Annotated in this window: 19 protein-coding genes; all 19 read right to left on the bottom strand. The window is 32.6% G+C overall.

The genetic code is table 11. The features are described 5' to 3' along the window. Positions 1-7 precede the first annotated feature (7 nt). The gene (locus tag K7H06_RS02540; protein ID WP_223038418.1) at positions 8-748 is read right to left on the bottom strand and encodes a hypothetical protein; all 741 of its coding nucleotides are present in this window, start codon (positions 746-748) and stop codon (positions 8-10) included. Between the two features lie 243 nt (positions 749-991). Continuing rightward, positions 992-2,161, bottom strand: a complete 1,170-nt coding sequence (locus tag K7H06_RS02535) for an amidohydrolase (protein WP_223038417.1) — start codon at positions 2,159-2,161, stop codon at positions 992-994. 33 nt (positions 2,162-2,194) lie between these two features. After that, positions 2,195-3,370 carry a M20 family metallopeptidase gene (locus K7H06_RS02530; RefSeq protein WP_223038416.1) on the bottom strand — a complete coding sequence of 392 codons (1,176 nt, stop codon included), beginning with the start codon at positions 3,368-3,370 and terminating at the stop codon, positions 2,195-2,197. Between the two features lie 81 nt (positions 3,371-3,451). After that, entirely contained in the window at positions 3,452-4,459 is a 1,008-nt protein-coding gene (locus tag K7H06_RS02525; RefSeq protein ID WP_223038415.1) for an ABC transporter ATP-binding protein, read from the bottom strand. Beyond that, positions 4,460-5,440 (bottom strand): ABC transporter ATP-binding protein, encoded by a 981-nt coding sequence (locus K7H06_RS02520; protein ID WP_223038414.1) that lies wholly within the window; start codon positions 5,438-5,440, stop codon positions 4,460-4,462. Positions 5,441-5,454: 14 nt separating this feature from the next. After that, on the bottom strand, positions 5,455-6,384 hold the full coding sequence (locus K7H06_RS02515) for an ABC transporter permease (protein WP_223038413.1): 930 nt from the start codon (positions 6,382-6,384) through the stop codon (positions 5,455-5,457). A 19-nt stretch (positions 6,385-6,403) separates the two neighbouring features. After that, a complete protein-coding gene (locus K7H06_RS02510; protein WP_223038412.1) occupies positions 6,404-7,369 on the bottom strand; it encodes an ABC transporter permease in 966 nt (321 codons plus the stop codon). 52 nt (positions 7,370-7,421) lie between these two features. Then, positions 7,422-9,071, bottom strand: coding sequence for an ABC transporter substrate-binding protein (locus K7H06_RS02505; protein WP_223038411.1), 1,650 nt, complete (start codon positions 9,069-9,071; stop codon positions 7,422-7,424). Between the two features lie 64 nt (positions 9,072-9,135). Next, positions 9,136-10,005 (bottom strand): MurR/RpiR family transcriptional regulator, encoded by an 870-nt coding sequence (locus K7H06_RS02500; protein WP_223038410.1) that lies wholly within the window; start codon positions 10,003-10,005, stop codon positions 9,136-9,138. Between the two features lie 272 nt (positions 10,006-10,277). Then, the gene (locus tag K7H06_RS02495) at positions 10,278-12,317 is read right to left on the bottom strand and encodes a methyl-accepting chemotaxis protein (RefSeq protein ID WP_223038409.1); all 2,040 of its coding nucleotides are present in this window, start codon (positions 12,315-12,317) and stop codon (positions 10,278-10,280) included. 342 nt (positions 12,318-12,659) lie between these two features. Then, a complete protein-coding gene (locus K7H06_RS02490; protein ID WP_223038408.1) occupies positions 12,660-14,270 on the bottom strand; it encodes a BCCT family transporter in 1,611 nt (536 codons plus the stop codon). Positions 14,271-14,707: 437 nt separating this feature from the next. After that, positions 14,708-15,886 (bottom strand): MalY/PatB family protein, encoded by a 1,179-nt coding sequence (locus tag K7H06_RS02485; protein WP_223038407.1) that lies wholly within the window; start codon positions 15,884-15,886, stop codon positions 14,708-14,710. Between the two features lie 138 nt (positions 15,887-16,024). Further along, positions 16,025-16,564 (bottom strand): DUF5698 domain-containing protein, encoded by a 540-nt coding sequence (locus K7H06_RS02480; protein ID WP_223038406.1) that lies wholly within the window; start codon positions 16,562-16,564, stop codon positions 16,025-16,027. A 674-nt stretch (positions 16,565-17,238) separates the two neighbouring features. After that, positions 17,239-18,969 carry an ABC transporter ATP-binding protein gene (locus K7H06_RS02475; RefSeq protein ID WP_223038405.1) on the bottom strand — a complete coding sequence of 577 codons (1,731 nt, stop codon included), beginning with the start codon at positions 18,967-18,969 and terminating at the stop codon, positions 17,239-17,241. 92 nt (positions 18,970-19,061) lie between these two features. Further along, on the bottom strand, positions 19,062-19,937 hold the full coding sequence (locus K7H06_RS02470) for a DegV family protein (protein ID WP_223038404.1): 876 nt from the start codon (positions 19,935-19,937) through the stop codon (positions 19,062-19,064). Positions 19,938-20,266: 329 nt separating this feature from the next. Further along, a complete protein-coding gene (locus K7H06_RS02465; RefSeq protein ID WP_223038403.1) occupies positions 20,267-20,614 on the bottom strand; it encodes a hypothetical protein in 348 nt (115 codons plus the stop codon). Positions 20,615-21,016: 402 nt separating this feature from the next. After that, on the bottom strand, positions 21,017-23,020 hold the full coding sequence (locus tag K7H06_RS02460) for a methyl-accepting chemotaxis protein (RefSeq protein ID WP_223038402.1): 2,004 nt from the start codon (positions 23,018-23,020) through the stop codon (positions 21,017-21,019). A gap of 237 nt (positions 23,021-23,257) precedes the next feature. Further along, entirely contained in the window at positions 23,258-24,334 is a 1,077-nt protein-coding gene (locus K7H06_RS02455; RefSeq protein WP_223038401.1) for a M42 family metallopeptidase, read from the bottom strand. Between the two features lie 201 nt (positions 24,335-24,535). Continuing rightward, positions 24,536-25,606 carry a DmpA family aminopeptidase gene (locus K7H06_RS02450; protein ID WP_223038400.1) on the bottom strand — a complete coding sequence of 357 codons (1,071 nt, stop codon included), beginning with the start codon at positions 25,604-25,606 and terminating at the stop codon, positions 24,536-24,538. Positions 25,607-25,608: the final 2 nt, after the last annotated feature.

Here is a 25,608-nt window from a genome sequence, read left to right as displayed (position 1 = left end):
TATCCTCTCATTCTTTACTTTTTTTTATTTTTCTTTGTTCTCTTAAGGCCATTGTTCTCAATGCTAAGGAGAACAGATACGGATAATTGTCTTTTATATGTTTCATATGATCCATCCATTCAAGGACCAAAAGTTTATAAGCCCGAAGGATATCCCCAGTAATATGTTCCATATCCTCTTTTGTAAGTGTGTCTAATCTATCCTGTACCATAAATTCATTATTAATATGAAGTATTGCCCATATAAGATCTGTAAATTTATCATGTTCAAGAAGATTTTGATTTTCAAGTAAATCGATCATAAATTGCCTTTCTTGCTGAAGCAGTTCTTTTAATTTTTGAAGGTCCCCAAGATTTATATCAATAGTATACTCATAATCTAAGAGTTTTCTTTTCATGTTATGAAAATCTCTATCTTCCCAATGCTCAATGTCCTTAAAATTTTCATAAAAAGATTGATGATCCACTTGAAATTCCTTCATAACAAAAACAAGTTTTTGCCCTACTTCGTTGAAAAATACACTGATAAGTTTATTTAATTTTTCAAGCATTTCTTTTTTCTGTCTATTGGCCATGAACTGATTAATAACGATCCCAACGATCAATGTAGATATAGGCAAAAATCCAAGCTGAGCCATCACATACTTTGAAATAAAATAAAAGTCTTTAAAAATCGTATAATGAATAAAATACATGATCAATGAGATGATCACAAAGTAAAATGCTAATTTTTTCTTCCATGTAGCCATTTTGGTCCCTCCACTAAATTGATTTAAATTTTTTATCCACTTCACTTATACAAGATTCTGCTAGAATTGTCAATTTTCTTTCTATAGGAACTAATGGTTTTGTACAATAAAAAGAAGATATTTCCTCCATTTAGAAGTATTCTATCTTCTTTTATCAATATTATCTATTTTAATTATTTTTTTAAACATCTTTACCATTTATGTAAATTACAATAAAAATACTATATTGAATGAGATCAATCTCTAATTGGATCTCTTATATACAACCTTACCATTAATAATCGTATATTCTACCTTCGCCTGGGTAATAAATGGATGTTTCTCCCAAATAACAACATCTGCATCTTTCCCAACTTTTAAGCTTCCTACAGATGCATCAATACCTAAAATTTCAGCAGGATAAATGGTAATGGCCTTTAGTGCTTCTTCTTCATCCATTCCAGCCTTAACGGCTAAAGCTGCACATAAGGATAAATACTGAAGGGGAATCACAGGATGATCTGTCATCAATGCAATTTTGATCCCTGCTTCTGATAAAATTTTTGGCGTTTCAAAGGTTCTATTTGAAAGTTCAAACTTGCTTCTATGGGTTAAGGAGGGTCCTACAATTGCATGAAGACCTTCTTTTTTTATTTCCTCGGCAATTAAGTGTCCTTCTGTACAATGATCTAGTGTCATATTTACATCAAATTCTTTTGCAATTCGAATAGCCGTAAACATATCATCTGCTCTATGGGCATGTACTTTTAATGGGATTTCCTTGTTGATTACAGGAATTAAGCTTTCAAGCTTCATATCAAAGGCAGGTCTTTTTAAGTAATCTTCCCCAGCCTCATCTATTCTTTTTTTGTAATCTTTTGCTTTAAAAAGAGCTTCCCGAAGTAAAGAGGCAATCCCCATTCGTGTCATAGGCATTTTTCCCTTTTCATTATAATTTCTTTTTGGATTTTCTCCAAAAGCACATTTCATCCCAATATTTTCTTTTAAAATCATATCATCGATTCTATTGCCATAGGTTTTAATGGCACTAAATTGTCCTCCTAGTACATTTGAACTTCCTGGCCCGGCTGCCGTACAAGTGATTCCCCCTTCTATAGCTTCTTTAAATGCTATATCTGAAGGATTAATTGAATCAATGGCTCGAAGCTGTGGATTGATAGGATTTGTTTTTTCATTGTGATCCGCTCCTTCAAATCCTATACTACTTTCTACAAGACCTATGTGGGTATGGGCATCGATGAATCCTGGTAGGACGATTTTTCCTTGTGCATCGATAACCTCCCCATTTTCAGGAATATTTTTTCCTTCTCCTACTCCTATGTCTTTGATTTTACCGTTTTTTATGATGATATACCCTTTCTCTATTACTCTTTGATCCATAGTCAGGATTTTTCCATTGATGATTGATAACATGATTGACACTCCCTTTTGAAATTCAATATATTTTTAATAAACTTTTGGAACCTTTTCTTCAAATTCCTTTTTAATTTTTTCTCTTAATCCTTCATTTGTTAAAATGTCATATCCAGTCATAGCAAGCCCCTTAGCTCCTTTTATAGCTACTTCTTTTGCTCTTTCTGAAATGGCTGCATGGGCAAATTCTATGGAATGGGCATTCATGGTATCTTCTGCAATTTTTAAGTAGGAATGAATGGCAGGAATTTTTAACGTTACATTGCCAATATCTGATGATCCTACCTTTTCATTGGGATCAGGATAACCCATTTCTTCCCCTAAAACCTTCATATTCTCCTTAAAAGTTTCTGCAATAGCCATATTGGGATATCTTTCTGCATACATTCTTTCTATGCCCACTGTAGCCTTTGCTCCTGTAAGGATTTCACTAGCTTTTACAACTTGCTTTATTTTTTGTACTAATTTTTCAAGCTCCCTTAAAGTCCTTGCTCTTACACTAAAATCACTCCTTGCATATTCAGGAATAATATTTGCTGCATCTCCACCCTTTGTAATAATTCCATTGATATTTGACTTCATATCAAAGGTTGGTCTTAATGCATCAATCCCATTAAATGTTTGAATCACTGCACTGAGTGCATTGATTCCTCTTTCAGGGGAAGAGGAATGAGCAGCGCGTCCTCTAAATTCAACCGTTACTCTTGTAGCAGCCAATCCACCTCTACCAATGATTGATCTAGATGAAGTAGGATGAATCATCAAGGCATAATCAACATCATTAAACTCATTATTTTCTAAAAGAATTATTTTTCCGCCACCCCCTTCTTCAGCAGGGGTACCCATTAATATTACTTCTCCTGCTAAATCTTTCATACATTTACTAAGTCCTATGGCAGCACCTACGGAACAAGTTGCAATAATATTGTGGCCACATCCGTGACCAATCTTAGGAAGAGCATCATATTCTGCTATGAAAGCTATTTTCGGTCCATCTTTTTTCCCTTTAAATCTAGCTCTAAAGGCTGTATCCAATCCCCCAATTTTCTCATCTACTAAAAATCCATGGGTTCTTAATAAATCAATCATCCATCCTGAAGCTTTATATTCCTCAAAGGCAACCTCAGGATGAGCATGGATTTTTTCTGTTAAATCCAACAACTCATCTTTTACCCCATCAATCTTTTCCCCAATCATCTTCTTTTCCATCACCAATCTCCCCCTTTTGATCCTTACAAAAATTCGCATTATGCTTTTCGCATATGCTCATCTCGCAAGTTTTAAATTGTATCATTTTCTAAAAGATAACATATGACACGCTGCTTGATGACCTGATTCTAGCTCTTTTAATTGAGGGATTTCCCTTTTACAAATTTCTTTTGCAAGGGGACATCTCTCATGAAAATAACACCCCTTTGGCAAATGAATCGGACTTGGTATTTCTCCTTTTAACTCTAAAAAGCTATCTAAACTTTTTTGATTGATCTTTGGAACTGCTGAGAATAAAGCTTTTGTATATGGATGCTGTGGATTTGAATAGATTTGCTCCCTGCTTCCCGTCTCAACGATACATCCTAAATACATAACCCCTAGTCGATTGCTAATATGATGTACAACTGATAAATCATGGGCAATAAACAAATAGGAAAAACCGTATTCTTCTTTAAGCTCCATCAGTAGATTGAGGATCTGAGCTTGGATAGATACATCTAAAGCAGATACAGGCTCATCTGCTATGATAAACTCTGGCTCCACTGCCAAAGCTCTAGCTATGCCTATTCTTTGCCTTTGTCCTCCACTAAATTGATGAGGATATCTGCTTGCCTGCTCAGATCTTATTCCCACCTTTTGGAGAAGCTTTAGTGCCTTTTCTTTCCCTTCGTTTTGAGTACTGACAATCTTATGAAAAAGCATAGGCTCTGTAATAATATCTATTACCTTTTGCCTAGGATTTAAAGAAGCATAAGGGTCTTGAAAGATCATTTGCATTTTCTTTCTAAGGGGTAGCATTTCTGCTTCCGAAAGATGGGTAATATCATGACCTTTAAAGGTAATCTTTCCTCCCTTTGGCTCAATGAGCTTAATAATCGTTCTAGCAGTAGTTGATTTGCCACATCCTGATTCTCCTACTAAACTAAAAACCTCACCTTTTTTAATATCAAAACTTACACCATTTACGGCATGAACAATACGTTCTTCCTTTATGAATCTGCCATTTTTAAATTTTATCTTATCTAAAATTCCTTTATTTAAATCAAATCTTTGTTCTAAGTTTGTGACCTCTAAAATTTTCTCCATTTATTTTGCCTCCTTTCTTAATGGAAAGTGGCATGCAACATAATGTTTTTCAGAAATCTTTAAAAGCTCTGGTGATTGCTCTTTGCAAATTTCTTGGCAATATTTACATCTTGGAGAGAAATAACATCCCTTAGGTAAGTCGAACATATTAGGGACGATTCCTTGTATGGTTTCAAGTTCCTTTTTACTTTGATCCATATGGGGTATAGACTGAAGCAACCCCTCTGTATAAGGATGTGAAAAATGATTGATAATATCCTCTGTATAGCCACTTTCAATGACTTTTCCACAATACATGACATTGATTCGATCTGCCATTTCTGATACAACAGCTAAGTCATGGGTAATCAGCATCAATGAACATCCCTTTTCCTTCACAAGATTTTTCATAAGCTTTAAAATTTGTGCTTGTATGGTCACATCTAAAGCAGTTGTAGGTTCATCTGCAATGATCAGTTTCGGATTTGCTAAAAGAGCGATGGCAATGACCACTCTTTGTCTCATACCACCACTAAATTGATGGGGAAAATTTTTTAGTCTACTCTCTGGATTAGATATACCAACACTTTTTAAAAGTTCTATACATCTATTTTTTCTTTCTTGTTTGGTTAAATTTTCATGGAGTAATAATACTTCATCCATTTGCTCTTCAATGGTGTAAACAGGATTTAGAGAAGTCATAGGGTCTTGAAATACCATAGATATTTCCTTTCCTCTTATTCGATTCATCTCTCTTTCCGATTTTTTCATCAAGTCTTCCCCATTAAAAATAATTTCTCCACTCTCAATTTTTCCTGGGTCATCTATAAGCCTTATGACAGAAAAACCCGTAACAGATTTTCCTCCTCCAGACTCACCAACAACCCCTAAAATTTCCCCTTCATCTATATATAAACTAACATGATCTACAGCTTTTACCGTTCCTTTGAATGTATGAAAATAAGTTCTTAAATTTGTAACGTCTAGTAACTTTTTACTCACACCTTCCACCCCCTTTATTTCAATTTAGGATTCAATTCATCTCTTAGAAAATCACCTAGTAAATTGATGCCAAACACAATGAGCATAATATATAAACCTGGAAAAATAGATACCCACCATAGTCCACTATAAAATACATCAAATCCATTGTTACAAAGCATTCCTAAAGAAGGTCTTGTAATGGGCACGCCTAATCCTAAAAAGCTTAAAGTTGCCTCTGTAAGGATAAAAGAACCTACTTGAATGGTTGATAATACAATGATAGAAGTAAATACATTTGGAAGTACATGCTTAAAAATAATACTTCCTTTAGGAAGTCCTATGACCTTTGTTGCCTCCACATATTCTTTCTTTTTAACAATCAATGTTTCTCCTCTTACAGTCCTTGCATATCTTACCCATCCTACTAAGGTCAGAGCAAACAAAATATTCCCAACCCCTCTTCCAAAAAAGGACATTAAGAATATGGCAATGAGCATGGTAGGAAAAGAAAGCTGTATATCGGCTAAACGCATAATGAGTGCATCTACTTTTTTACCAAAATATCCTGATATGAGTCCCAATGTAATCCCAACCACACTGGCACATAAAGCACCTAAAAGACCAATCAAAAGGGACACCCTACTACCATATACAATGGCACTTAAAATATCTCTTCCTTGCTGATCCGTCCCTAGAAAAAATTTTAATTCTCCTCCTTCACTCCATGCAGGGGGTTTATAAGCATTCATCAAATCAATACTTGCCATATCATAAGGATTTTGTACAGTAAACAAGGGTCCAAATAGTGCAATACAAAGAATTGCAAAAGTAATAATAGAACCAACTATAGCCGTTTTTGACCGCTTATAATTATGAAAAAACTCAGATTTTAAAAAGGCTTGCCATTTAGAAGTACCCTTTTCTATCTTCACTTCATTAGATGTTTGAACTTTTGCTTGCATCCTCTCACCTACCTTTTCATTATTTCAAATCAATTCGTGGGTCTACCATTGTATAGATGATATCTACAATGAAGTTGATAAAAACAAACATAACTGCTACAAACAATATGTATGCTGCAATAATAGGTCGATCTGCACTATTAATAGCATCTATAATCAGTTTTCCCATACCAGGCCATGCAAATATGGTCTCTGTAATGGTTGTAAAAGCAATCAAGGTACCAATCTGTAGTCCAAATATTGTAACAACTGGAATCAATGTATTTTTTAAGGCATGACCAAATAATACCTTTTTCATAGGAACCCCTTTCGCCCTTGCAAATCTCACATAGTCTTGACGCATATTTTCTTGCATACCTGCACGAGTTAAGCGAAGGATCGTTGCCATACTTCCTAATGCTAGGGTTATTGCTGGCAAAATAACATGTTTCCATCCACTCATAGTAGCAAGACTTGTTTTTATTCCTAAGAGCACACCTACATCTCCTCTACCAGATACAGGTAATACCCCTAAGGAAAGACTAAATATAAAGATCATCACCATACCAATCCAAAAGGATGGTAATGATATCCCTGCAATAGATAAGGTCATGACCACCTTACTAAAATATTTTTTAGGATAAGCACCTGCATATACTCCTAAAGGAATTGCCAAAATTCCCGCTATGAGCATGGCAACAATTACAATCTCTAAGGTAGCTGGAAATCTCTCTGCAATAAGCTTTAATGCAGATTGATGATACATATAGGATTTACCAAAATCTCCTTTTAAAGAATTTTTTATAAATATGCCATATTGTACAGGCAAAGGCTTATCTAATCCTAAATACTCTATTGCCGCTTGAATCTCTGCTTCTGTAGCATTTTCTCTAACCATCAAATACACAGGATTTCCCATAACAGACGTAAAAGCAAAGACTAAAATGGATACTGCTAATAATACGATAATAAGCTGTGAAAACCTTGATACTAAATATCTCAGCACGCTATCCCCTCCATTTTGAATAAAGGGAAGGAATCACTTCCTCCCCTAGACTTTAGTCTACAAACTCTACATCCCAAGCATAAACATAGTTGTTTTTTCTTGGGTGATATTTGATTTTTTTACTGTGGGCATAGATATCCTTTTGGAAATGTAGCGGAATATAGGATATATCATCAGAGGCAACCTTCCATACTTGTTGCATAATTTCATCCCTCTTAGCAGGATCTGCTGTTGCTATAGCCTGATCAACCAACCCATCTACTTCTTCATTTTGATAATAACCTCTATTTACACCACCATAACCATCTTTTATATATCCATCCTGTGACATACTATATACTAAGTCTAATCCCATAAGGGCACTTTCCCCACCACTATCTGCCCAGCCAGTCATACATAGGTGAGTATTATCTCCTTCTCTATTAGATCCACTAATGTATTTAAAGAATATGGTTCTAGACATCAAATTTAGATTTACTTTTATCCCTACTTTTTCAAAATAAGACGCCACTGCTGTTGCAATTTCTCCATCGTTTATGTATCTGTCATTTGAAGCATCTAATGTCACTTCAAATCTATATCCATCCTCTTGTCTTTTATAACCTGCTTCATCTAATAATTTTTCTGCAAGCTCAGGATCATATCCTAATCTCTTAATCTCTTTATTGTATCCGTTAAATCCTTCAGGAATATAGGTTGTAGCAAGGTCTGCATATCCATTCATAATCTTTTCTATAATTTCTTCTTCATTGATTGCTCGATACATGGCCTCTCTTACCTTTATATCTTTAAAAGGATTAGAACCATCTGGTGATTTTAAAGATATTTTTGCATCTTTACTTGGATGATCTGTCCAACCAGCTAGGTTTAAATAAATCACTCTTAAGCTTGGCTGAGAAGCAATTTGAATCGTCTCTTTCTTTTTGATCATTTCTACATCACGTACTGGAACATCCACAATCAAATCCACAGCACCTGAAATCATATTTGCAGTTCGAGTCCCTTCATTGGTAATAGGTTTAAAGGTTACTTTTGTAGCTTGTGGAAGCTCTCCCCAGAAATCATCATTTCTTTCAAAGACTATTTTATCTCCTCTTACATGCTCTACAAACTTATATCTGCCTGTACCATTTGGATTAAGGGCAATCCATTCGTCTGTTTGACCATCACAGCTTTCCTTATCTAGGATCATCAAATCCCTAAGATGGGAAAGAAGTAATGCATTTGGAGCTTTTGTAATGATTTCTACTGTATAAGGATCTATTTTTTTATAACTTTCTACAGTAGCTAAACAATACTTAAAAGCTGACATTTCCTCCTTTGATCTTTCAAAGGTATAAAGTACATCATCTGCATTAAATTCATTGCCATTGTGGAATTTTACATTTTTTCTTAAATGAAAGGTCCATATTTTTGCATCTTCTGATACATCCCAAGACTCTGCTAAAGCTGCTTCTGGTTGTAAATTTTTATCAGCAGCGATGAGTCCGTCAAATAAGTGATGATTGATTGCATTGGTAATGGTCTCATTTAAAGGATATGGATCTAGTGAATAAGCATCCCCTGCTAATCCAATGACCACTTCTTTTACCTCATTGTTCTCTTTTTCCCCACTTGTCGTATTGGTACTTTCACCACATCCCCCTAATAATGAAACCACTAGTGAGAGTATTAATACAAATACGAGTGTCTTTTTCTTCATGAATGATCCCCCTTTATTATTTTTTTGCCCTAACTAGGACATTGAATCCTTTATTTTTGCAAACCTATTCATTATAGTAAATCTCTTTTAATAAAGATCTTTGAACTTCTTCTAATGCCTTTAAATTGATCATCATTCTATCCTTCATATTAAAACAAAGAATCACAAGCATTAATTCAACCAAACAAATAGCAGCTGAAATAAAATTATAAAAAACCAAAGAATCATAATTGCATGTTAATACGTTTTTTGCATGAATAGCTATAGGAGATTCACTATGATCTGTCAGTGCCACATAAGGATAACTTTTTTCTGTCAAATATCTTGATAGGTTTATAACAAGATGTGAATAAATAGGAAATGATATTAAAATAAAATAATCCTCCTCAGTAGCTCCTGTCAATTCTCTACTGACTAATGCCATATCACTGATTTCTAATACTCTGCTATCAATATTGATAAGCCTTAACCGATGATTTAAGTAATCAGCAATTATTTTCGATACACCAGAACCGCATATATATACAGTTCTTGCTTTTTCTATGGATTGACAAACCGCCTGTAAGGTATCTATGGTATTATTGTAGATCATTTTTTCTAAATTTAACTTTTGTATTTGAATGGTACTATTAAAAATATCATGTACATTATCAAATTCTTCTAGGGATGACTTCATTTTGTTGGGAACATGAAGCTCTTTTTTAATCAATTCTTGAAATTGCTTTTTCATCTCAGTAAACGAATCTAGTCCTATACTTTTACAGAAATTTAAGATGGTTACCTCCGAAACGCCTATATGTTCACTCATCTCTTTTAAGATCATAAAGCCAACCTTATCTTTATTTTGAATCAAATAGTTTGCAATTACTTTTTGTTTATTGCTTAATTGGTGTGTTTTATTTGTTATTCTTTTTATAATATTCAGAATAATCACCTCTTTTGAACATTTTACTATATTTTCTATGATTTTACAACTGTATTTTTATGCTTTTTAAAGTAAATACACTAAAATTTTCCTATCTCCCCCTTAATTTTTAGAATCTCTTATAAAAAATAAAAAGAAGATATTTCCTTCTCTCAGAAGTACTCTATCTTCTTTCATCAATATTATCCATTTTAGAAACTATTTTTTAAAAGATTTTTATCATCTATCCATACAGAATATACATGTTAAAAATCAATCTTTAGGACAATGAACCTATTCCTTTATACTTTAAACCGTTCTACTGTTTTCGTTAAATCCATAGCAATTTCATTTAAAGTCTGAGCAGTTGCAGCCACTTCTTCTGAGGATGCCGTTAGCTCTTCTGATGACGCAGCAACTTCTTGTGTAGCTGCTGAATTTTCTTCTGTTATTGCACTTACTTGTTCAACTCTTGCCATGACAACCTCTTTTGATTTTTCGATTTTCTCCATAGCATCATATGTTTTTTTCATAAGAGGGGTAATATTTTCTACAGATTCTAATATATCTTTAAATGATTTCACTGTATTTTCAATGGATTTAGCCTGTTCTTCAACAGATTGTTCTACATTTTTAGAGGTATCCATCACTTCCTCTGTATCCTTTGTGATGGAAGAGACTAAAAATACGATTTTTTCTGTGAAGTGCTTTGATTCTTCTGCTAGCTTTCTAACTTCTTCTGCAACTACAGCAAAGCCTTTACCATGTTCTCCTGCCCTTGCTGCTTCGATAGCTGCATTCAGTGCTAAAAGATTTGTCTGTTCTGATATGGCAGAAATCATTTCGGTTATACTACTTATTTCCTTTACCGAATGGGTAAGAATTTCTACTTTTTTAGCAACAAGTCCAAAAGCTTGTTGGATTTCATCTATGGACTTTTCCAGTGTATCCATTTCCTGTTCACCACTATTGGCCTTGCTTTGAGCATTTTCTGTTTCTTCTTTTACATTTTGAAGTCCTTTATTTACATTTTCCATGTTACTTGTCAATGCCATTAATAAATTTAGCATCTCTGTTAGGTCTTCTGCTTGGCTAGATGCACCTTCTGCTACCTGTTGCATAGTTGTAGCCAGTTCTTGAGACGATGCTGACATTTCTTCTGAGGTTGCAGCTAAAACGTCTCCATTGGTCATTACTTGTGTGGATTGTTGTTTGATGTTTGTAATAATACCCCTTATAGGCTTTTTCATATGTTCTAGAGCATTTGCCATTTGGCCTAGTTCATCTTTTCTTTGTAGATGCTTTTTATCCATCTCTTTTGTAAAATCCCCTTCTGCAATCAAGTTCAAATCCTCTTTGAATACATGGAGTGTCTTTACCATATTATTAGATATTGAAAATAGTATAGCACCAATGAGGATAAAACATAAAATTCCTATAGAAATAATGACTACTATATTATGTTTAATGGATAAATATATTTTTTCCATGGATAGTCCTACATCAATAGCGCCAATATGTTCTCCATCTATAACAACAGGCAGTACAACATCATATACCTTCACATTTTCCTCTTCATAAAAATACTCTGAAGTATACGCTTTTCCCTCTACTGCTGCTGTTTTACTTCCTTCATCTGTAAGTTCTATCCCTATTCGATCTTTGTTACTATGGGCAATAGCTTTTAAATTTTTATCCATAAAAAGTGTATAAACAATATTTTCATCTTTTCCTAATTCTTCCACAAGCTTTTGATAACTAAATTTATCAGATAATTCATGGATTTCATTGGCAAGAATTCCAACTTGAACAACCCCTCCATTGCTACTTTTTACATACCCATATTTATAATAATCCTCTGATACAGTACTTTTTCTTATTTTTTCTGTAGAAAAATCATTTGTACCTTTTAAAAATGTAAATAGAGCATGTTCTTTTGAAGCCACAAATCCCATATTTTCCTCAAGATTTGAATATACAATTTCTCCTTTTTTATCAAAAACATTGATTTCGTCTACTTCTAAATCTTTTGCAATCTGTTTTAATAAACTATTGCTTAATTGATTTTGATTAGATCGAACTACATTTCCACTCTCTTTTATATCCTCATTAATCTCTTCATTCATTCTTTGCAAAAAAATAGTATTTTTTTCTATTTCCTTCACAATTTGAGCAACCATTCCTACCCCATCTTTTTTCATTTGATGGAGTAAATTATCTCGCATAATATAGGATGAGACACTTCCGATGCCTAAAATAGCAATGAGAAGTAATATAAGTGGTATAGTCACTAATTTAAACTTTATAGAATGCTTTGTTCCTTTTGTTTTTAATTTCTTCATCGATTTCTCCCCAATCCTATCCATTATTCTGATCTTTTATTTAAGTAGCTCCTAAAAATTTATATTATAAACTCACCTCTTTCTATTATTTTTAAACTCCCATTATCATTTGATTTTTTTATATTTATTCTTCTATAATCAATCTCTCCATGCTATATATAATTACTATTCTCCCGATTATACATTTTTCGATAAAAAATATGGTTTTCCTCCTTTTTTAATTGTTAGAGCTATTAAAAACAAAAAAAAGATATTTCCTCCTTTACGAAGTACTCTATCTTCTCTTCATTCTCTATTATTTTTAAACTAAAAAGTTGAACAGTCAGGCACCCTACTTTAGCCTTAAGCAATCTTATCGAGTTTTGTTTTTAATTGTGTTAATTGATACTTTTTATGCTTTTCAATTTCTTTTTTCAATTCTACATATAAGGAATAACACATCATTAGCATAAGTATGCTAAAAGGTAATCCTGTAGCAATAACAGCAGATTGTAATGTAGTAAGTGCTCTTGTTCCCCCTAACATTAAAACAGATGCAGCTATAAGACCTTCCATAACTGCCCAGAAAACTCTTTGTGTCTTAGGAGAATCAATTTTCCCTCCACTTGTAAGATTATCAACTACTAATGAACCCGAATCACTACTAGTAACAAAGAACAGAATTACAGCAGTCATCCCCACAAAGGAGAGAATACTTTGTAAGATACTTGACTCCATAAGATTTGCAATCATTTCAAATAGTGCAGTAGCTATGTTAGCGTTAACAGCCTTAACGATTACATTGTTATGGATTTCATTAAGATATACACCTGTAGCTCCTAAAATCGTCATGGCAAAGAAAATAATAAGTGAAGAACAGAAAATCGTTCCAAATGCAATTTCACGAATCGTTCTTCCTTTAGAGATTCTTGCAATAAATGTTCCTACAAATGGTGTCCAAGATACCCACCAAGCCCAGTAAAATATAGTCCATCCACCCTGCCATGCCATATCAGCTTCTGACACACCTGTAAATAATGAAATATAGAAAAACTCTTTCACATAAGTACCTACGCTTGTAAAATATGTTGAAATTATATAACCGGTTGGTCCGATCAATAAGATCAAAAACAAAAATGCACCTGATATAAAGAAATTTGCTTCACTAAGAATCTTGATTCCTTTAGAAACACCACTTACTACTGATAAAGTTGCAATAAATGTAATAATAGCAATGAGTACAATTTGTATGGTTCCATTCATAGAAATTCCAAAGATATAATTCATTCCTGAGTTGATTTGCTTAGCTCCTAGACCTAATGAGGTTGCTAATCCAAACAATACGGACAATACAGCTAATGTATCGATGACATCTCCAAGTAAACCAAAGATTTTATCTTTAAATATTGGATAGAATATACTTCTTAAAGAAAGGGGTAACTTCTTATTATAGGCAAAGTAACCTAATGCAATAGCAGAGAGAGAGTATACAGCCCACGGGGCAAATCCCCAATGTAAGTACATAATCTTAAAAGCATCAATCACTTTATTTTTCCCCGTCAATGCCTCTGGCAGGTTTTGCATGTGATAAATAGGCTCTGCAATCCCATAGAAAAAGATTGCAATTCCGATTCCTGCACTAAACAACATAGAATACCAAGAAAAATTTGAGAATTCAGGTTTTGCTTTCGATCCACCTAATTTAATCTTCCCAAAATCTGATGCCCCTAAAAAAATGGTAAATACAAATATAAAATTAATCGTTAATACAAACACCCAATTAAAATGTGTAGTAATATAAGTTTTTACTCCACCAAAAAGGGTCGCTGATCCATCTGGGTTCACAATCGTAAAAATTGAAAATCCCAAAACTAAAATTGCTGATACAATGGACACAAATAAATTCATGTCTAATCCAAATTTTTGAAAATTCCTGTTATGTAATTTTTGAATACTATGAATATTCCGACTCATTCAGTTAATCTCCTCCTCTTAAATTATATTTGTTGCGTATTCTGAAATTATTCAGAACACACTCATTTAGCTACTCGTTTTTTCATACAAAAAGCACTCTAACTCATTATTTATAAATCAAGAGTTAGAGTGCTTACGTTTCGCATAATTGCTCACATTATACCACCTTAGTAGTATAGCTCATCACCTATTAGAAATAGATCCTGAACAAGCCCCAGTTCTATAGTTACTTAGTTTTCATAACTATTTTCACTTTTTTGTCGTACACTTGAATATAGTCTACAAAAATGAAATGATTTTTACATACTATACCTCGCACACAAGCTATTCATAGTTATTACTTCCCGTATCCAAATTATAGCACAAATGTTTGTATATGTCAATGTCATTTCTATAAAATTCCTATTTCAAAAAACTTCTTCTTTGTCCTATAGTGCTTACTCATAAATAGCCCTCTCTATTCTATTAAGTGCTTCTTCTAATGTTTTTTGTGGACATGCAAAATTAATCCTTGCAAAGCCTTCTCCATCTTTTCCGAACCAATATCCTGCATCTAATGCCACTTTTGCTTTGTTGATGAAAATATCTTCAAGTTCTTTTTTATTCTTAGTCATATCTCTAAAATCTAGCCATCCTAAATACGTTCCCTGGGGTCTGATGAATTTCACCTGGGGCATTTTTTCTTTTACAAATTGTTCAATAAAATCTACATTAGATCCTAAATAATCTAAAACATCCTCTAGCCATTCTTCCCCTTCCTTATATGCAGCGGTTAATGCTACAATTCCAAAAGTATTGCTAAGTTCAACATGATTTCTCGTTAATACTTTTTTAAAACATGTACGTAATTTTTCATTAGCAATAATTATATTAGACATCTGAAGACCAGCAAGATTGAATGTTTTACTAGGAGCTGTACAGATAATAGAATTTTGAGCAAATTCTTCTGAAATGCTTGCAAATGGTATATGTTTATGCCCTTTTAGTATTAAATCTGAATGAATCTCATCAGCAACAATCATTACATTGTTTTTGATACATATTTTTCCTAATCGTACCAATTCTTCTTTTTCCCAAACACGCCCTACAGGATTATGGGGACTACATAAAATCAAAAACTTTACAGATGAATCTTTCACCTTTTCCTCTAAATCATCAAAATCCATCCTATAATATCCATTTTCCATTTTTAATGAATTGTATACCACTTGACATCCATTGTCGATTATAGCTTTTCTAAAGGGATAATACACAGGATCTTGGATGATAACTTTATCTCCTGGCAAACAGAATGCTTGTATTAAATAATTTAATGCAGGTACTACACCAGGAGTAAACACAATCCAATCTTTATGGATCTCCCAATTATGTCTTTTTTTATTCCAACTAACCACGGCTTCATCATAGGAATCATCTCTAAAACTATAACCAAAAATGCCATGTTCAGCTCTTTTAATAATAGCATGGATTACAGATTGAGGACATTTAAAATCCATATCTGCAACCCATAAAGGTAGTAGATCCCCCCGACCAAACTGCTTTTTTAGAAACGCTTTATCCCATTTCATAGAATTTGTTCCTTTCCTATCAATTATTTCATTTAAATACCCTTTCATTGTAGGACCCCCTTTTTAGTGTTCTCTCCATTATATAGTTTTTGATAAAAGTAATTTAGTTCCTTCCTTTTTGTGGCTTTTATAAAATAAAAAGACGAAAAGGATCATACCTACGCCTATCCTAACCTGGTCCTCAGATTAAACTGTTTTTATTCTTGTTGTAGTAATTTTCCCATTTACTTTATTAAGATTTTTAATTTTTAGGGTTGGATTATGCACACCACATGTATCCATAATATCCTCAAGTACTTTGAATTCTTTTCTCTTAATCACCACTTCAACTTTGTACCTTCTGTCTCCATTCATTCCTCTTGCTAGAAAATTATTGACTGTATAGCCTGCTTCTCTAAGCTTTTCTGCAATTTGAATCATTTTATTCTTATCCTTTAAAAATACATCTACTTCCAAAATCCCTAGGGCTAAACGTTCTTCAAACTTACCTCCGATAAAAACCCCCATGGTTTTCCCTAATGCATAGGCAATTGTAAAATGAATTCCTTTTGAACTGGTCATCTTCGCAACAACTGTTGCAAAAATCATGGCATCTACAAATACCAAGATATATACAGGATTCATAATTTTTTTTGATATCAATATGGTTTTTAATGTTCCTAAAACATTTGTAAACGCTGTTATTAAAAACACCCCTATAAGGGTAAATATTATACTTTGTGTCATTAAAACATCTCCTTTAATTTTTTTGTTCGAGTATTATTTCATCATCTTAAAAGGCTATCTGATTCAAGGAACAATCCATCTGTTCCTGTGTCTCTTTCTATTGCATGGCATCTATTGCAAAACAAAAAAACTAACATAAAAATCATATGTTAGTAAATAATCAGTTATTTAAGTACATTTTATAATTAAAACTTATCTATTTTCCGTAAAATATGTATATCTATTGCTAGAGCACAACAGGTCATATTGTAGAAAAAATCTGTGATTTTTAATTATTCAATGGTTCATTTAAATACTTTTTATAGGAAATTTAAGAATAGAATAAATCTACTTTTACTAAATCATTCAAATACAATTAAGGATTTTCAGTATAAAAGAAGAAAGATATCTAAGTTTTTGTGATCTTAGATACTGGATGAAAAGCATCTTTGGAATAATTTTGAAAATAATGATAAGATTATTGTGAAAAATTATTTGGTGATACACTACCCATATTCATCTAAATAATAAACTAACTTTTAAAGTTTATCATACATATTAAATATTTGCAAGTTGTTTTTTTAAACAGGGGATCAGACTTGAATAAACAAAAAGATATTTCCTCCCCTTAGAAGTACTCTATCTTTTTCATTCTCTATTATATTTAAACGAAACAACTGAACAGCCAAGCACCCTTATTCAAATTGCATATTATAAAGATGGGCATATACACCATTTTTTTCTATCAGCTGACTATGGGTTCCTTTTTCATTGATTCCCTCATCTGTAAGAACAATAATTTCATCTGCATTTTTAATAGTACTTAGTCTATGAGCAATCACTAACGTGGTTCTATTCTTTGATAAATCTTCTAAAGATTTTTGTATAAACTTTTCACTTTCATTATCTAATGCAGATGTTGCTTCGTCTAAAATGAGTATTGGAGGATTTTTGAGGAATACTCGTGCAATAGAAATTCTTTGTTTTTGTCCTCCTGATAGTTTAACGCCTCTTTCTCCAACATAAGTATCATATCTATCCTCAAGGGTCATGATAAAATCATGAATATTTGCTTTTTTAGCAGATTGAATAATTTCTTCATCTGTAGCTTTTACTTTTCCATAAGCTATATTTTCCTTTATGGTTCCGGAAAATATATAAACATCTTGTTGAACGATTCCTATGTTATTTCTTAAAACTTTCAATTTTATATTTTTAATGTCTATTCTATCTATCGTTATGGATCCATCACTAATTTCATAAAATCTTGGTATAAGGCTACAAAGGGTAGTTTTTCCTCCCCCTGAAGGACCTACAAGAGCAACGGTTTTTCCGGCTGGAATTTTTATATGGATATTCTTTAAAACATTATGTTTTTCATTGTAGCTAAAAGATACATTATCCAATAAAATATTCCCCTTAGGGTTTATATCATCTATGGCATCTTTATAATCCTCTATATCCGGGTGGGTATTGATGATTTCTAAAAATCTTTCAAAACCTGTAATCCCTTTTTGAAATTGTTCTGTGAAATTAATAAGCTTTTCTAGTGGCTTTAAGAAGATATTAATATATAAAATATAAACAATCAAATCAGAAGTTTGCAAAGACCCTAAAGATATGAATATTCCCCCTGAAAGGATCACAGAAAGATATAATAATCCTTGAAAGAAGTTATTACCACTGAAAAATCTACCCATGATAAAGTAACTGTCTTCTTTTGTTTCTAGAAATGATTGATTTCCTTTACTAAATTTTAATTTTTCCATGTCCTCATTGGCAAAGGATTTTACCACTCTTATTCCTGAAAGACTATCTTGTATTTGAGCATTCACATTTGCTATTTTTTGTCTATTCTTTCTAAATACTTTTCGCATTTTTTTGTTGTAAAAATATGAAAAATACAACATGACAAAGGTAAAAAATAAAAGAATCAAACTAATCTTAGAATTAATATTTAGCAATATAATAAAAGACCCGGTTATTTTAAGTATTGAAATAAATAAATCTTCTGGTCCGTGATGAGCAAGTTCTGATATATCAAAAAGATCTGTAACGATTCTTGACATAAGCTTTCCTGTGTTTTGTTCATCATAATAAGAAAAAGATAATTTCTGTAGATGATCAAAAATATCATATCTCATATCCGCTTCCATTCTAGCCCCCATAATATGACCCCAAGAAGTTATGAAATACTGACAAAAATACCTTATAATATATAAAAAGAATAGCCCCATTCCTATATATAATACAGCATGAATAATTTTATCTGAATCTTTAAGTATATATACATCATTGATAAGATATCTTACCGCCAATGGAAACACAAGATCTATTCCAGATAATATGAATGCACAAAACATATCTGCAAAAAATAAATTTTTGTATGGCTTATAGTAAGCTATAAATTTTTTCATACTATCCATGTAAGCTTTACACCACCCTTCCTTTAAATCATATTCCTTACACTATAGCTTAATTCTAGATAGGAGTCAATACTAAATGAACGGATAAGAAATTATTCAAACATGACCTCTCTCAATTCTTTTTGAGTATAATATACAATCCCTAATGATCCTGGACCCACATGGGTTCCTATAACTGGTCCTATGGAGGCTATTCCTATAGACTCTCCCACTTTTTCTGATAGACTATTGGCAAACTTTATGGCTTCTTCTTCACAATGAATATGATGAACCATTACTTCTCCTAAACCATGGTCCCTAATATCTTCTAAAAATAGATCTATCATTTCCTTTAGTGCCTTCTTTTTTGTCCTTACTTTCCGAAGCATATGGGTTTTTCCATCCATGACTGTAAGAATAGGCTTTATTTGAAGCATGGAACCTAATAATGCTTTTGCTGAACCTATTCGCCCACCTTTTTTTAAGTATTTTAGTGTATCTGGTATAAAAATAAATCTACTTCTTTTTATATTTTCCTTCACAGCTTCTACCACTTCCCCAATACTTTTTCCATCCTTTGCTAATTTTGCTCCTGCAATGGCTGCATATCCAAGTTGCATACAATTTGATCTTGAGTCGATAATTTCTATTTTTGCATTTGGGTAATTTTCTAGAATCATCTTTTTTACTAAGTTAGCCGTAGTATAGGTTCCACTCATCTCTGAAGAAATAAATACCCCTACAACGGGATGATCTGCTTTTACTTTTTCTTCAAATATTTTGTAAAATTCATCTATAGAAGGTTGAGAAGAAGTGGGTATTGTATGGCTTGCATCTAGCTTTTTATAAAAGGTATCATTGCTGATATTATTTTCCTTAAATACCTGGTCTTCAAAAGCAACGCTTAATGAAATAACCTCTATATCATACTCTTTTTTTAATCTTTCTGGAATATAAGCTGTACTATCTGTAATTATTTTCGTCATCATATCTATTGCCACCTTACATTTATTATTCTATAGGATATTTTTATTGATCTTCTGTTCATTCATCATTAAAAGCTTCTGGCTCTATCTCAAGAGCTTAAAATCATCATACATTCTATTTTTTTATCTTTATAGACATAGACAAACATTTGATTCCCAGATTCTTTTCTAATCCATCAACTGATTATATAAAATTCTATTAAATTTGTTAATTTCCTCCATTATCTTTCAATTTTTTTAATAAAAAAAGAGTTAAGCTTGAATAATGATCACTCAAACTTAACTCTTCTATATTTTTAAAAAACTAAAGAACTGAACTGCCAATCACTCTTTTACCAAACTCTATTTCTTTTACTTGCATAAACAGGTTTTAATGCTTTGATCCCTGCTACACTTGGCATCATGCTATAAATAAAAGCCAATGATCGTCTTTTCCAAGATTTTTCATCCATTTTAAAGGTAGCTTTATGGGTCCCCATATATATAATCACCATTCTTGTTCCCATTATACTTAGTAGTGCTGCTATGATGATGTTTGAAGCTACTTCTGATATATTGTTAACGACTACCCAACTAATGCTGAATAAAAGTCCTGATAAGCCAACAACTGTAACCAATCCTACGAATAATGTAAATGCTTTTAAATAATACTCTAAAATTGTTTCTTTTGAGCTTTTCATTTGTACCACACCTTTCTTCTATTTTCTTAAATATACAGATAAAATTGAGTATCTTCTGTCTTTATATTTTCTCTCGCCAGTACATAATACAATATCCCAAATGTAATTTCAACACAAAAATTCCCCTAAAAACCCTTCCTTTTTTTGGTCCCATTTCCTAAGCAATAATGTTTTTTACAAGTTTCTTTTGTCTGAAAAATCACACCTATATTTTACCCAAAATTCAATATGAAAGGTTGTTTTCATGCCTTATTCATTGTAGATTTGTAGTTTTTTTTAATACAAATCATTGTAAATATAGCAATTGTTTTTTTGAATGCATTAAATTATTTAATCGTTGTAATATTGCGAATGTTTATCTGGATCTTCCATATTTTTATCCTCATTGTAAAGAAAAGTATTTTATATCTTAAATTTAGCGATAGACTCTTGTAATATTTTAGAAATCTCTAACAAACCTTCACTAGCATTTGCAATTTCATTCATAGAAGCCGTTTCTTCTTGTGTTGTAGCCGCTGCTTCCTGTGTACCTGCAGCATTTTGTTGTGCAATAGCTGATAAGTTTTCCATGATTTCTAAAATCTCTCTTTTTTTATGTTCCATTTCCTCTCCTGCAACATCTAGTTGAGTAATTCCTTTTGTTGACTTTTCTATGGCACGGGCAATTTCCTTATATTTTGTCTCTGTCTCTTTTACACTTTCTCCTTGCTTTTTTACAATTTTTGATACATTCTCCATAGTTGTTACTGCACCACTAGCATTTTTTACCAATTCTTTTACCCATTGATCAATGTCTTTTGTTGATCTAGTTGATTGTTCTGCCAACTTTCTTATTTCACCTGCCACTACAGCAAATCCTCTGCCTGCTTCGCCTGCACGTGCTGCTTCTATAGTAGCATTTAACGCAAGTAAGTTTGTTTGTTTTGCAATAGAAGCAATTAAAGTACTGGCTTTTCCAATTTTAGTAGAACTTTTGTTGGTTTGTATGATCACTTGAAAAATATCCTTAGATGCATTTTCAATTCCATTGGTTTTTTCAATCAATTCATTGATGATTACTAGTCCTTCATCTATTAGTTGAACGACCCTTTTAGAAGAATTATTTACATTTTGCATACATTCTTGGTTTTTCTCTATTAAGTTTCCTAAAGCATATGCTTTTTCAGCCCCTGCTTCTATATCTCTTGCTTGATCATTAGCCCCTTTTGCAATATCTTCAATCGTTTTTGCTACTTCTTCTGTAGCAGTTACTGCTTGTTGACAACTAGCAGCTAATTCTTTAGAAGAAACTCCTACATGATGGCTTCCATGGGATATTTTCTTCATTAAATCCATCAAATTTCCTTGCATGGTTCCTAATGAATTAGCTATGTTTCCAATTTCATCTTTTCTTTTTCTATATTTAAAAACTTCACTCTTTTCATCAAATCTCAAATCATACTTGGCTAATCGATTAATCATAAGCGCAAGGGCTTCAATGGGCTTTCCTATAGAACTTCCTATAAAGGATATACTTATGATAGCAATAATCAGTATAATGAGTGACGTAATAAAGTTGGAATATTTCATTGTATTTAATTCCACTAACATTTCTTCTTTTGGCACTGTAATCCCCATGGACCAATTGGTATGAGCAATAGGGGCATACCCTATGATTTTGTCAATTCCTTCATATTTATATTCTCCACTTCCCTTTTCTTTATGAACCATTTTGTTTAATACTATTTCAAACTTTTTTAAGGAAGAGTCCTTTCTTGCTTTTTCTAAAATATTGACCTCTTTCATCACCTTATTCATATCTTGATCTGCAACGATTTTTCCTTCATGATTAATGATATGGGCATAGCCAGTTTCACCTATTTTTATATCAGAAACAATCTGGCTAAAATCTTTAGCATCTCGCACTGCAACTAACGCACCTGTAATCTCTCCCTTGTACTTTATTGGTGTTGCATAAGCAATGACTAAAGATTGATCCCCTTTACTAATCAATAAATCTGAAATAGCAGTTTGCCCTTCAATGGCCTTTTTAAAATACTCTCGATCCTTCAAGTTCTGATTTTTCCCACTAGTTGATCTAGAAATCCCTTCTTTATTAACAATGTCCATTAGTACATATCCACTTCTTTTCACTTCTTCTTTTAATACTTCCATTTTGTCTTCAATAAGTTCATTAGGATTGGTAATGCTCCTTTGTGAAGCTACTACTTTTAGTTTTTCCATTTCAATATTGATTCTTTCTGATATGACTTGTGAAGACTCTTGTGCCATAAGGACTAAATTATTGTTCACACTATGGAGTAATGCCCTTGATCCATTGATATGAGAAATAATGCCTAAACTAATACAGCCTATACAAAGGATAATAGAAAAATATAGAATCAACTTGATTTTCAAGCTTTTCATTGGAATAAACCCCTTTCTATTCTATAACCTTGTATATAATACTATATTTTCCTATTTTGTATTCCAATAACTTCCTTTCATCCTATATCGATAGTTCTCCAACAACTCATTTTCTAATACTTTCATTCCTTTATGGATCAAAATTTTTTTGGAATTTTATCCCGTTCTTTTTTATCAATAAAAAAAAGATATTTCCTCCATCATGAAGTACTCTATCTTCTTTCAAATCATTTTTCTTTAAAATTTTTCGATGATTTCTTTATTTAAACTCTTAACAATTTCACTAGCCCACTTTACAGCATTTTTATAATCTATAAGTGCTGAAAATCCTTGATGGGTATGTATATATCTTACAGGAATCCCTATGACAATAGTTGGTACCCCTCCATTGGATAGGTGAATTCTCCCCCCATTTGTCCCACCACCTAACCTTACAGCATCTTGAAAATCAATTCCTAAATCTTTGGCAATTTGTCGTGAAAATCTTGTGAATCTTGGATGGGTAATCATAGAGTTATCTCTATGTCTTATTTGAGGGCCTTTCTTTAATGCAGATTGTGACTCATATTCATCCATGAAAGTATCATCAGCAGGGGTTCCTTCAAAGACGATGGCTACATCTGGCTTTACTGTATTGGCTGTAACAAATGCACCTCTTGTACCTACTTCCTCCTGGGCAGAAACGGTTCCAACAACATCCACATCTAACTCTTCATTTTCTAACGTCTTAAGGGTATCTATAAGGGCAGCACACCCTAATCGATTGTCAAAACCTTTCCCTAATAATGTTTCATTGGTCTCATTGTATCTAAATGTAACATCTGGAACGATTGGAGCACCTACTTCTATTTTGAAAACTTCTATGACCTCTTTTCTTGATGTAGCGCCAATATCTATTACTAGATTTGAAATTTCTACAGCTTGCTTCCTTTCTGCCTCTGACATGAAATGAGGAGGCTTTGTAGCAACAATACCAATAATTACCTCTCCCTCAGCATTAATAATCCTAACCCTTTGAGCAGGTACATTTTGAGCTACCCAACCACCAATAGGAATAAATTTAATCATTCCATTTTCCTTAATAGATTGAACCATAAACCCTACCTCATCTGAATGAGCATCGATCATGATAATAGGTTGACTTCCTTTATTATTTTTTCTATGTAAGTATAAATTTCTAAGACGATCTTCTTTGATCTCTACCTGATCATTTGCATATTTTCTGATTACTTTTACCACTTCATCTTCAAAGCCTGATACGCCATTGGCATTTGAAAAATCTCTAATCATTTCTAAAGAAGCTGTTGTATTCATCCTCTCACCGTCTCCTTCACCTTTTTATTTAGAAATATTTTTTAATAGATTTTATCAATAAACAACAAAATCTAGCAAATACTAAATTTTCTCTCCCTCTATTTTAGAATGATTCCTTTGTTATAGATTTTCATCTGATAACAAAACTAAAAATATACCATAAAATTCAGTAGCTAAACTTACTTTTATTATACAAGCAGTCTATTTTGGCTCTACCTGTTTAAGGATGCTATCCATATACTCATTTAACGATTTTCTATGATTACCATCCCTTCCTATAGTACTTTTCCCTGTGATTAAAGAGTTTAAAATAGCTTCTTCTACAGCTTCAGCCACAGATCTAAAAACAAAATCCATATTATTTTCATGAATGATTTTTATGTCCATTAAATCTTCTTTTTTATCGTGCAACATGGTATTTGCAGTAGTAAAGCTAATAACAATTTCTCCACTACCATTTCCAATATGGGAACCCGTTCGACTAAGACCTACAATAGCTCTTTTAGAAATTCTTTTCAGTTGCCTATGACTCATAGGAATATCTGTTGCTAACAGCATGATAATAGATCCCTTATCCTCTTCTAAATCCTCTTTTTGATCTATTTCTTCTATCATTCTTCCAGCAGGCATCCTATTAATCATTAAATCCTTTTTATGTCCCATATTGGTTAAAACCAATGCTCCAACTGTATAATCATCCCCATCTAGCTTGACCTTTCTAGAGGCTGTTCCGATTCCACCCTTTAGTTTATAGCAAGACATACCTGTGCCTGCCCCAACACTACCTTCTTCAAATTCACTATCTGCATTTTCAATAGCAGAAAATACATGTTCTTTTTTTACATGTCCCCCTCGAATATCATTCAAATAGCCATCATTACATTCACAAACTATAGGATTAACTGTCCCTGTAGTCCTTCCAATATCCTTATTTCCCTTTAACATATATTGTATTAAAGCATCACTTACGATCCCTGTACTTAAAGTATTTGTCAAAATAATAGGTGTTTCAATATTTCCTAATTCTTCAATTTGAATGGTTCCTATGGTTTTTCCAAATCCATTAATCACATGAGATGCAGCAAAAACCTTTTCTTTGAACAAATTCCCTTCATGGGGAAGTATAGCTGTGACCCCAGTTTTTATATTTCCTTCATTTAAAGTAAAATGGCCTACCTTCACTCCTAATACATCAGTGATTGCATTTTTTTCTCCTGGTTCTATATTTCCTATATTTATGCCATAGTCCCTTATTCTTTTTTGATTTTTCATAC

Source organism: Crassaminicella profunda, assembly GCF_019884785.1.
Lineage (GTDB): Bacteria > Bacillota > Clostridia > Peptostreptococcales > Thermotaleaceae > Crassaminicella > Crassaminicella profunda.
The sequence above is the reverse complement of the archived record's forward strand: the minus strand, read 5'-3'. Positions and strand labels throughout refer to the sequence as shown.

Bases quoted from the DNA above. Each gene is read 5' to 3' on its own strand.
- K7H06_RS02455 (WP_223038401.1), bottom strand. From the start codon at position 24,334: ATGAATACAACAGCTTCTTTAGAAATGATTAGAGATTTTTCAAATGCC.
- K7H06_RS02505 (WP_223038411.1), bottom strand. From the start codon at position 9,071: ATGAAGAAAAAGACACTCGTATTTGTATTAATACTCTCACTAGTGGTT.
- K7H06_RS02485 (WP_223038407.1), bottom strand. From the start codon at position 15,886: ATGAAAGGGTATTTAAATGAAATAATTGATAGGAAAGGAACAAATTCT.
- K7H06_RS02465 (WP_223038403.1), bottom strand. From the start codon at position 20,614: ATGAAAAGCTCAAAAGAAACAATTTTAGAGTATTATTTAAAAGCATTT.
- K7H06_RS02530 (WP_223038416.1), bottom strand. From the start codon at position 3,370: ATGGAAAAGAAGATGATTGGGGAAAAGATTGATGGGGTAAAAGATGAG.
- K7H06_RS02475 (WP_223038405.1), bottom strand. From the start codon at position 18,969: ATGGATAGTATGAAAAAATTTATAGCTTACTATAAGCCATACAAAAAT.
- K7H06_RS02535 (WP_223038417.1), bottom strand. From the start codon at position 2,161: ATGTTATCAATCATCAATGGAAAAATCCTGACTATGGATCAAAGAGTA.
- K7H06_RS02525 (WP_223038415.1), bottom strand. From the start codon at position 4,459: ATGGAGAAAATTTTAGAGGTCACAAACTTAGAACAAAGATTTGATTTA.
- K7H06_RS02495 (WP_223038409.1), bottom strand. From the start codon at position 12,317: ATGAAGAAATTAAAAACAAAAGGAACAAAGCATTCTATAAAGTTTAAA.
- K7H06_RS02480 (WP_223038406.1), bottom strand. From the start codon at position 16,564: ATGACACAAAGTATAATATTTACCCTTATAGGGGTGTTTTTAATAACA.
- K7H06_RS02490 (WP_223038408.1), bottom strand. From the start codon at position 14,270: ATGAGTCGGAATATTCATAGTATTCAAAAATTACATAACAGGAATTTT.
- K7H06_RS02450 (WP_223038400.1), bottom strand. From the start codon at position 25,606: ATGAAAAATCAAAAAAGAATAAGGGACTATGGCATAAATATAGGAAAT.
- K7H06_RS02540 (WP_223038418.1), bottom strand. From the start codon at position 748: ATGGCTACATGGAAGAAAAAATTAGCATTTTACTTTGTGATCATCTCA.
- K7H06_RS02515 (WP_223038413.1), bottom strand. From the start codon at position 6,384: ATGCAAGCAAAAGTTCAAACATCTAATGAAGTGAAGATAGAAAAGGGT.
- K7H06_RS02470 (WP_223038404.1), bottom strand. From the start codon at position 19,937: ATGATGACGAAAATAATTACAGATAGTACAGCTTATATTCCAGAAAGA.
- K7H06_RS02460 (WP_223038402.1), bottom strand. From the start codon at position 23,020: ATGAAAAGCTTGAAAATCAAGTTGATTCTATATTTTTCTATTATCCTT.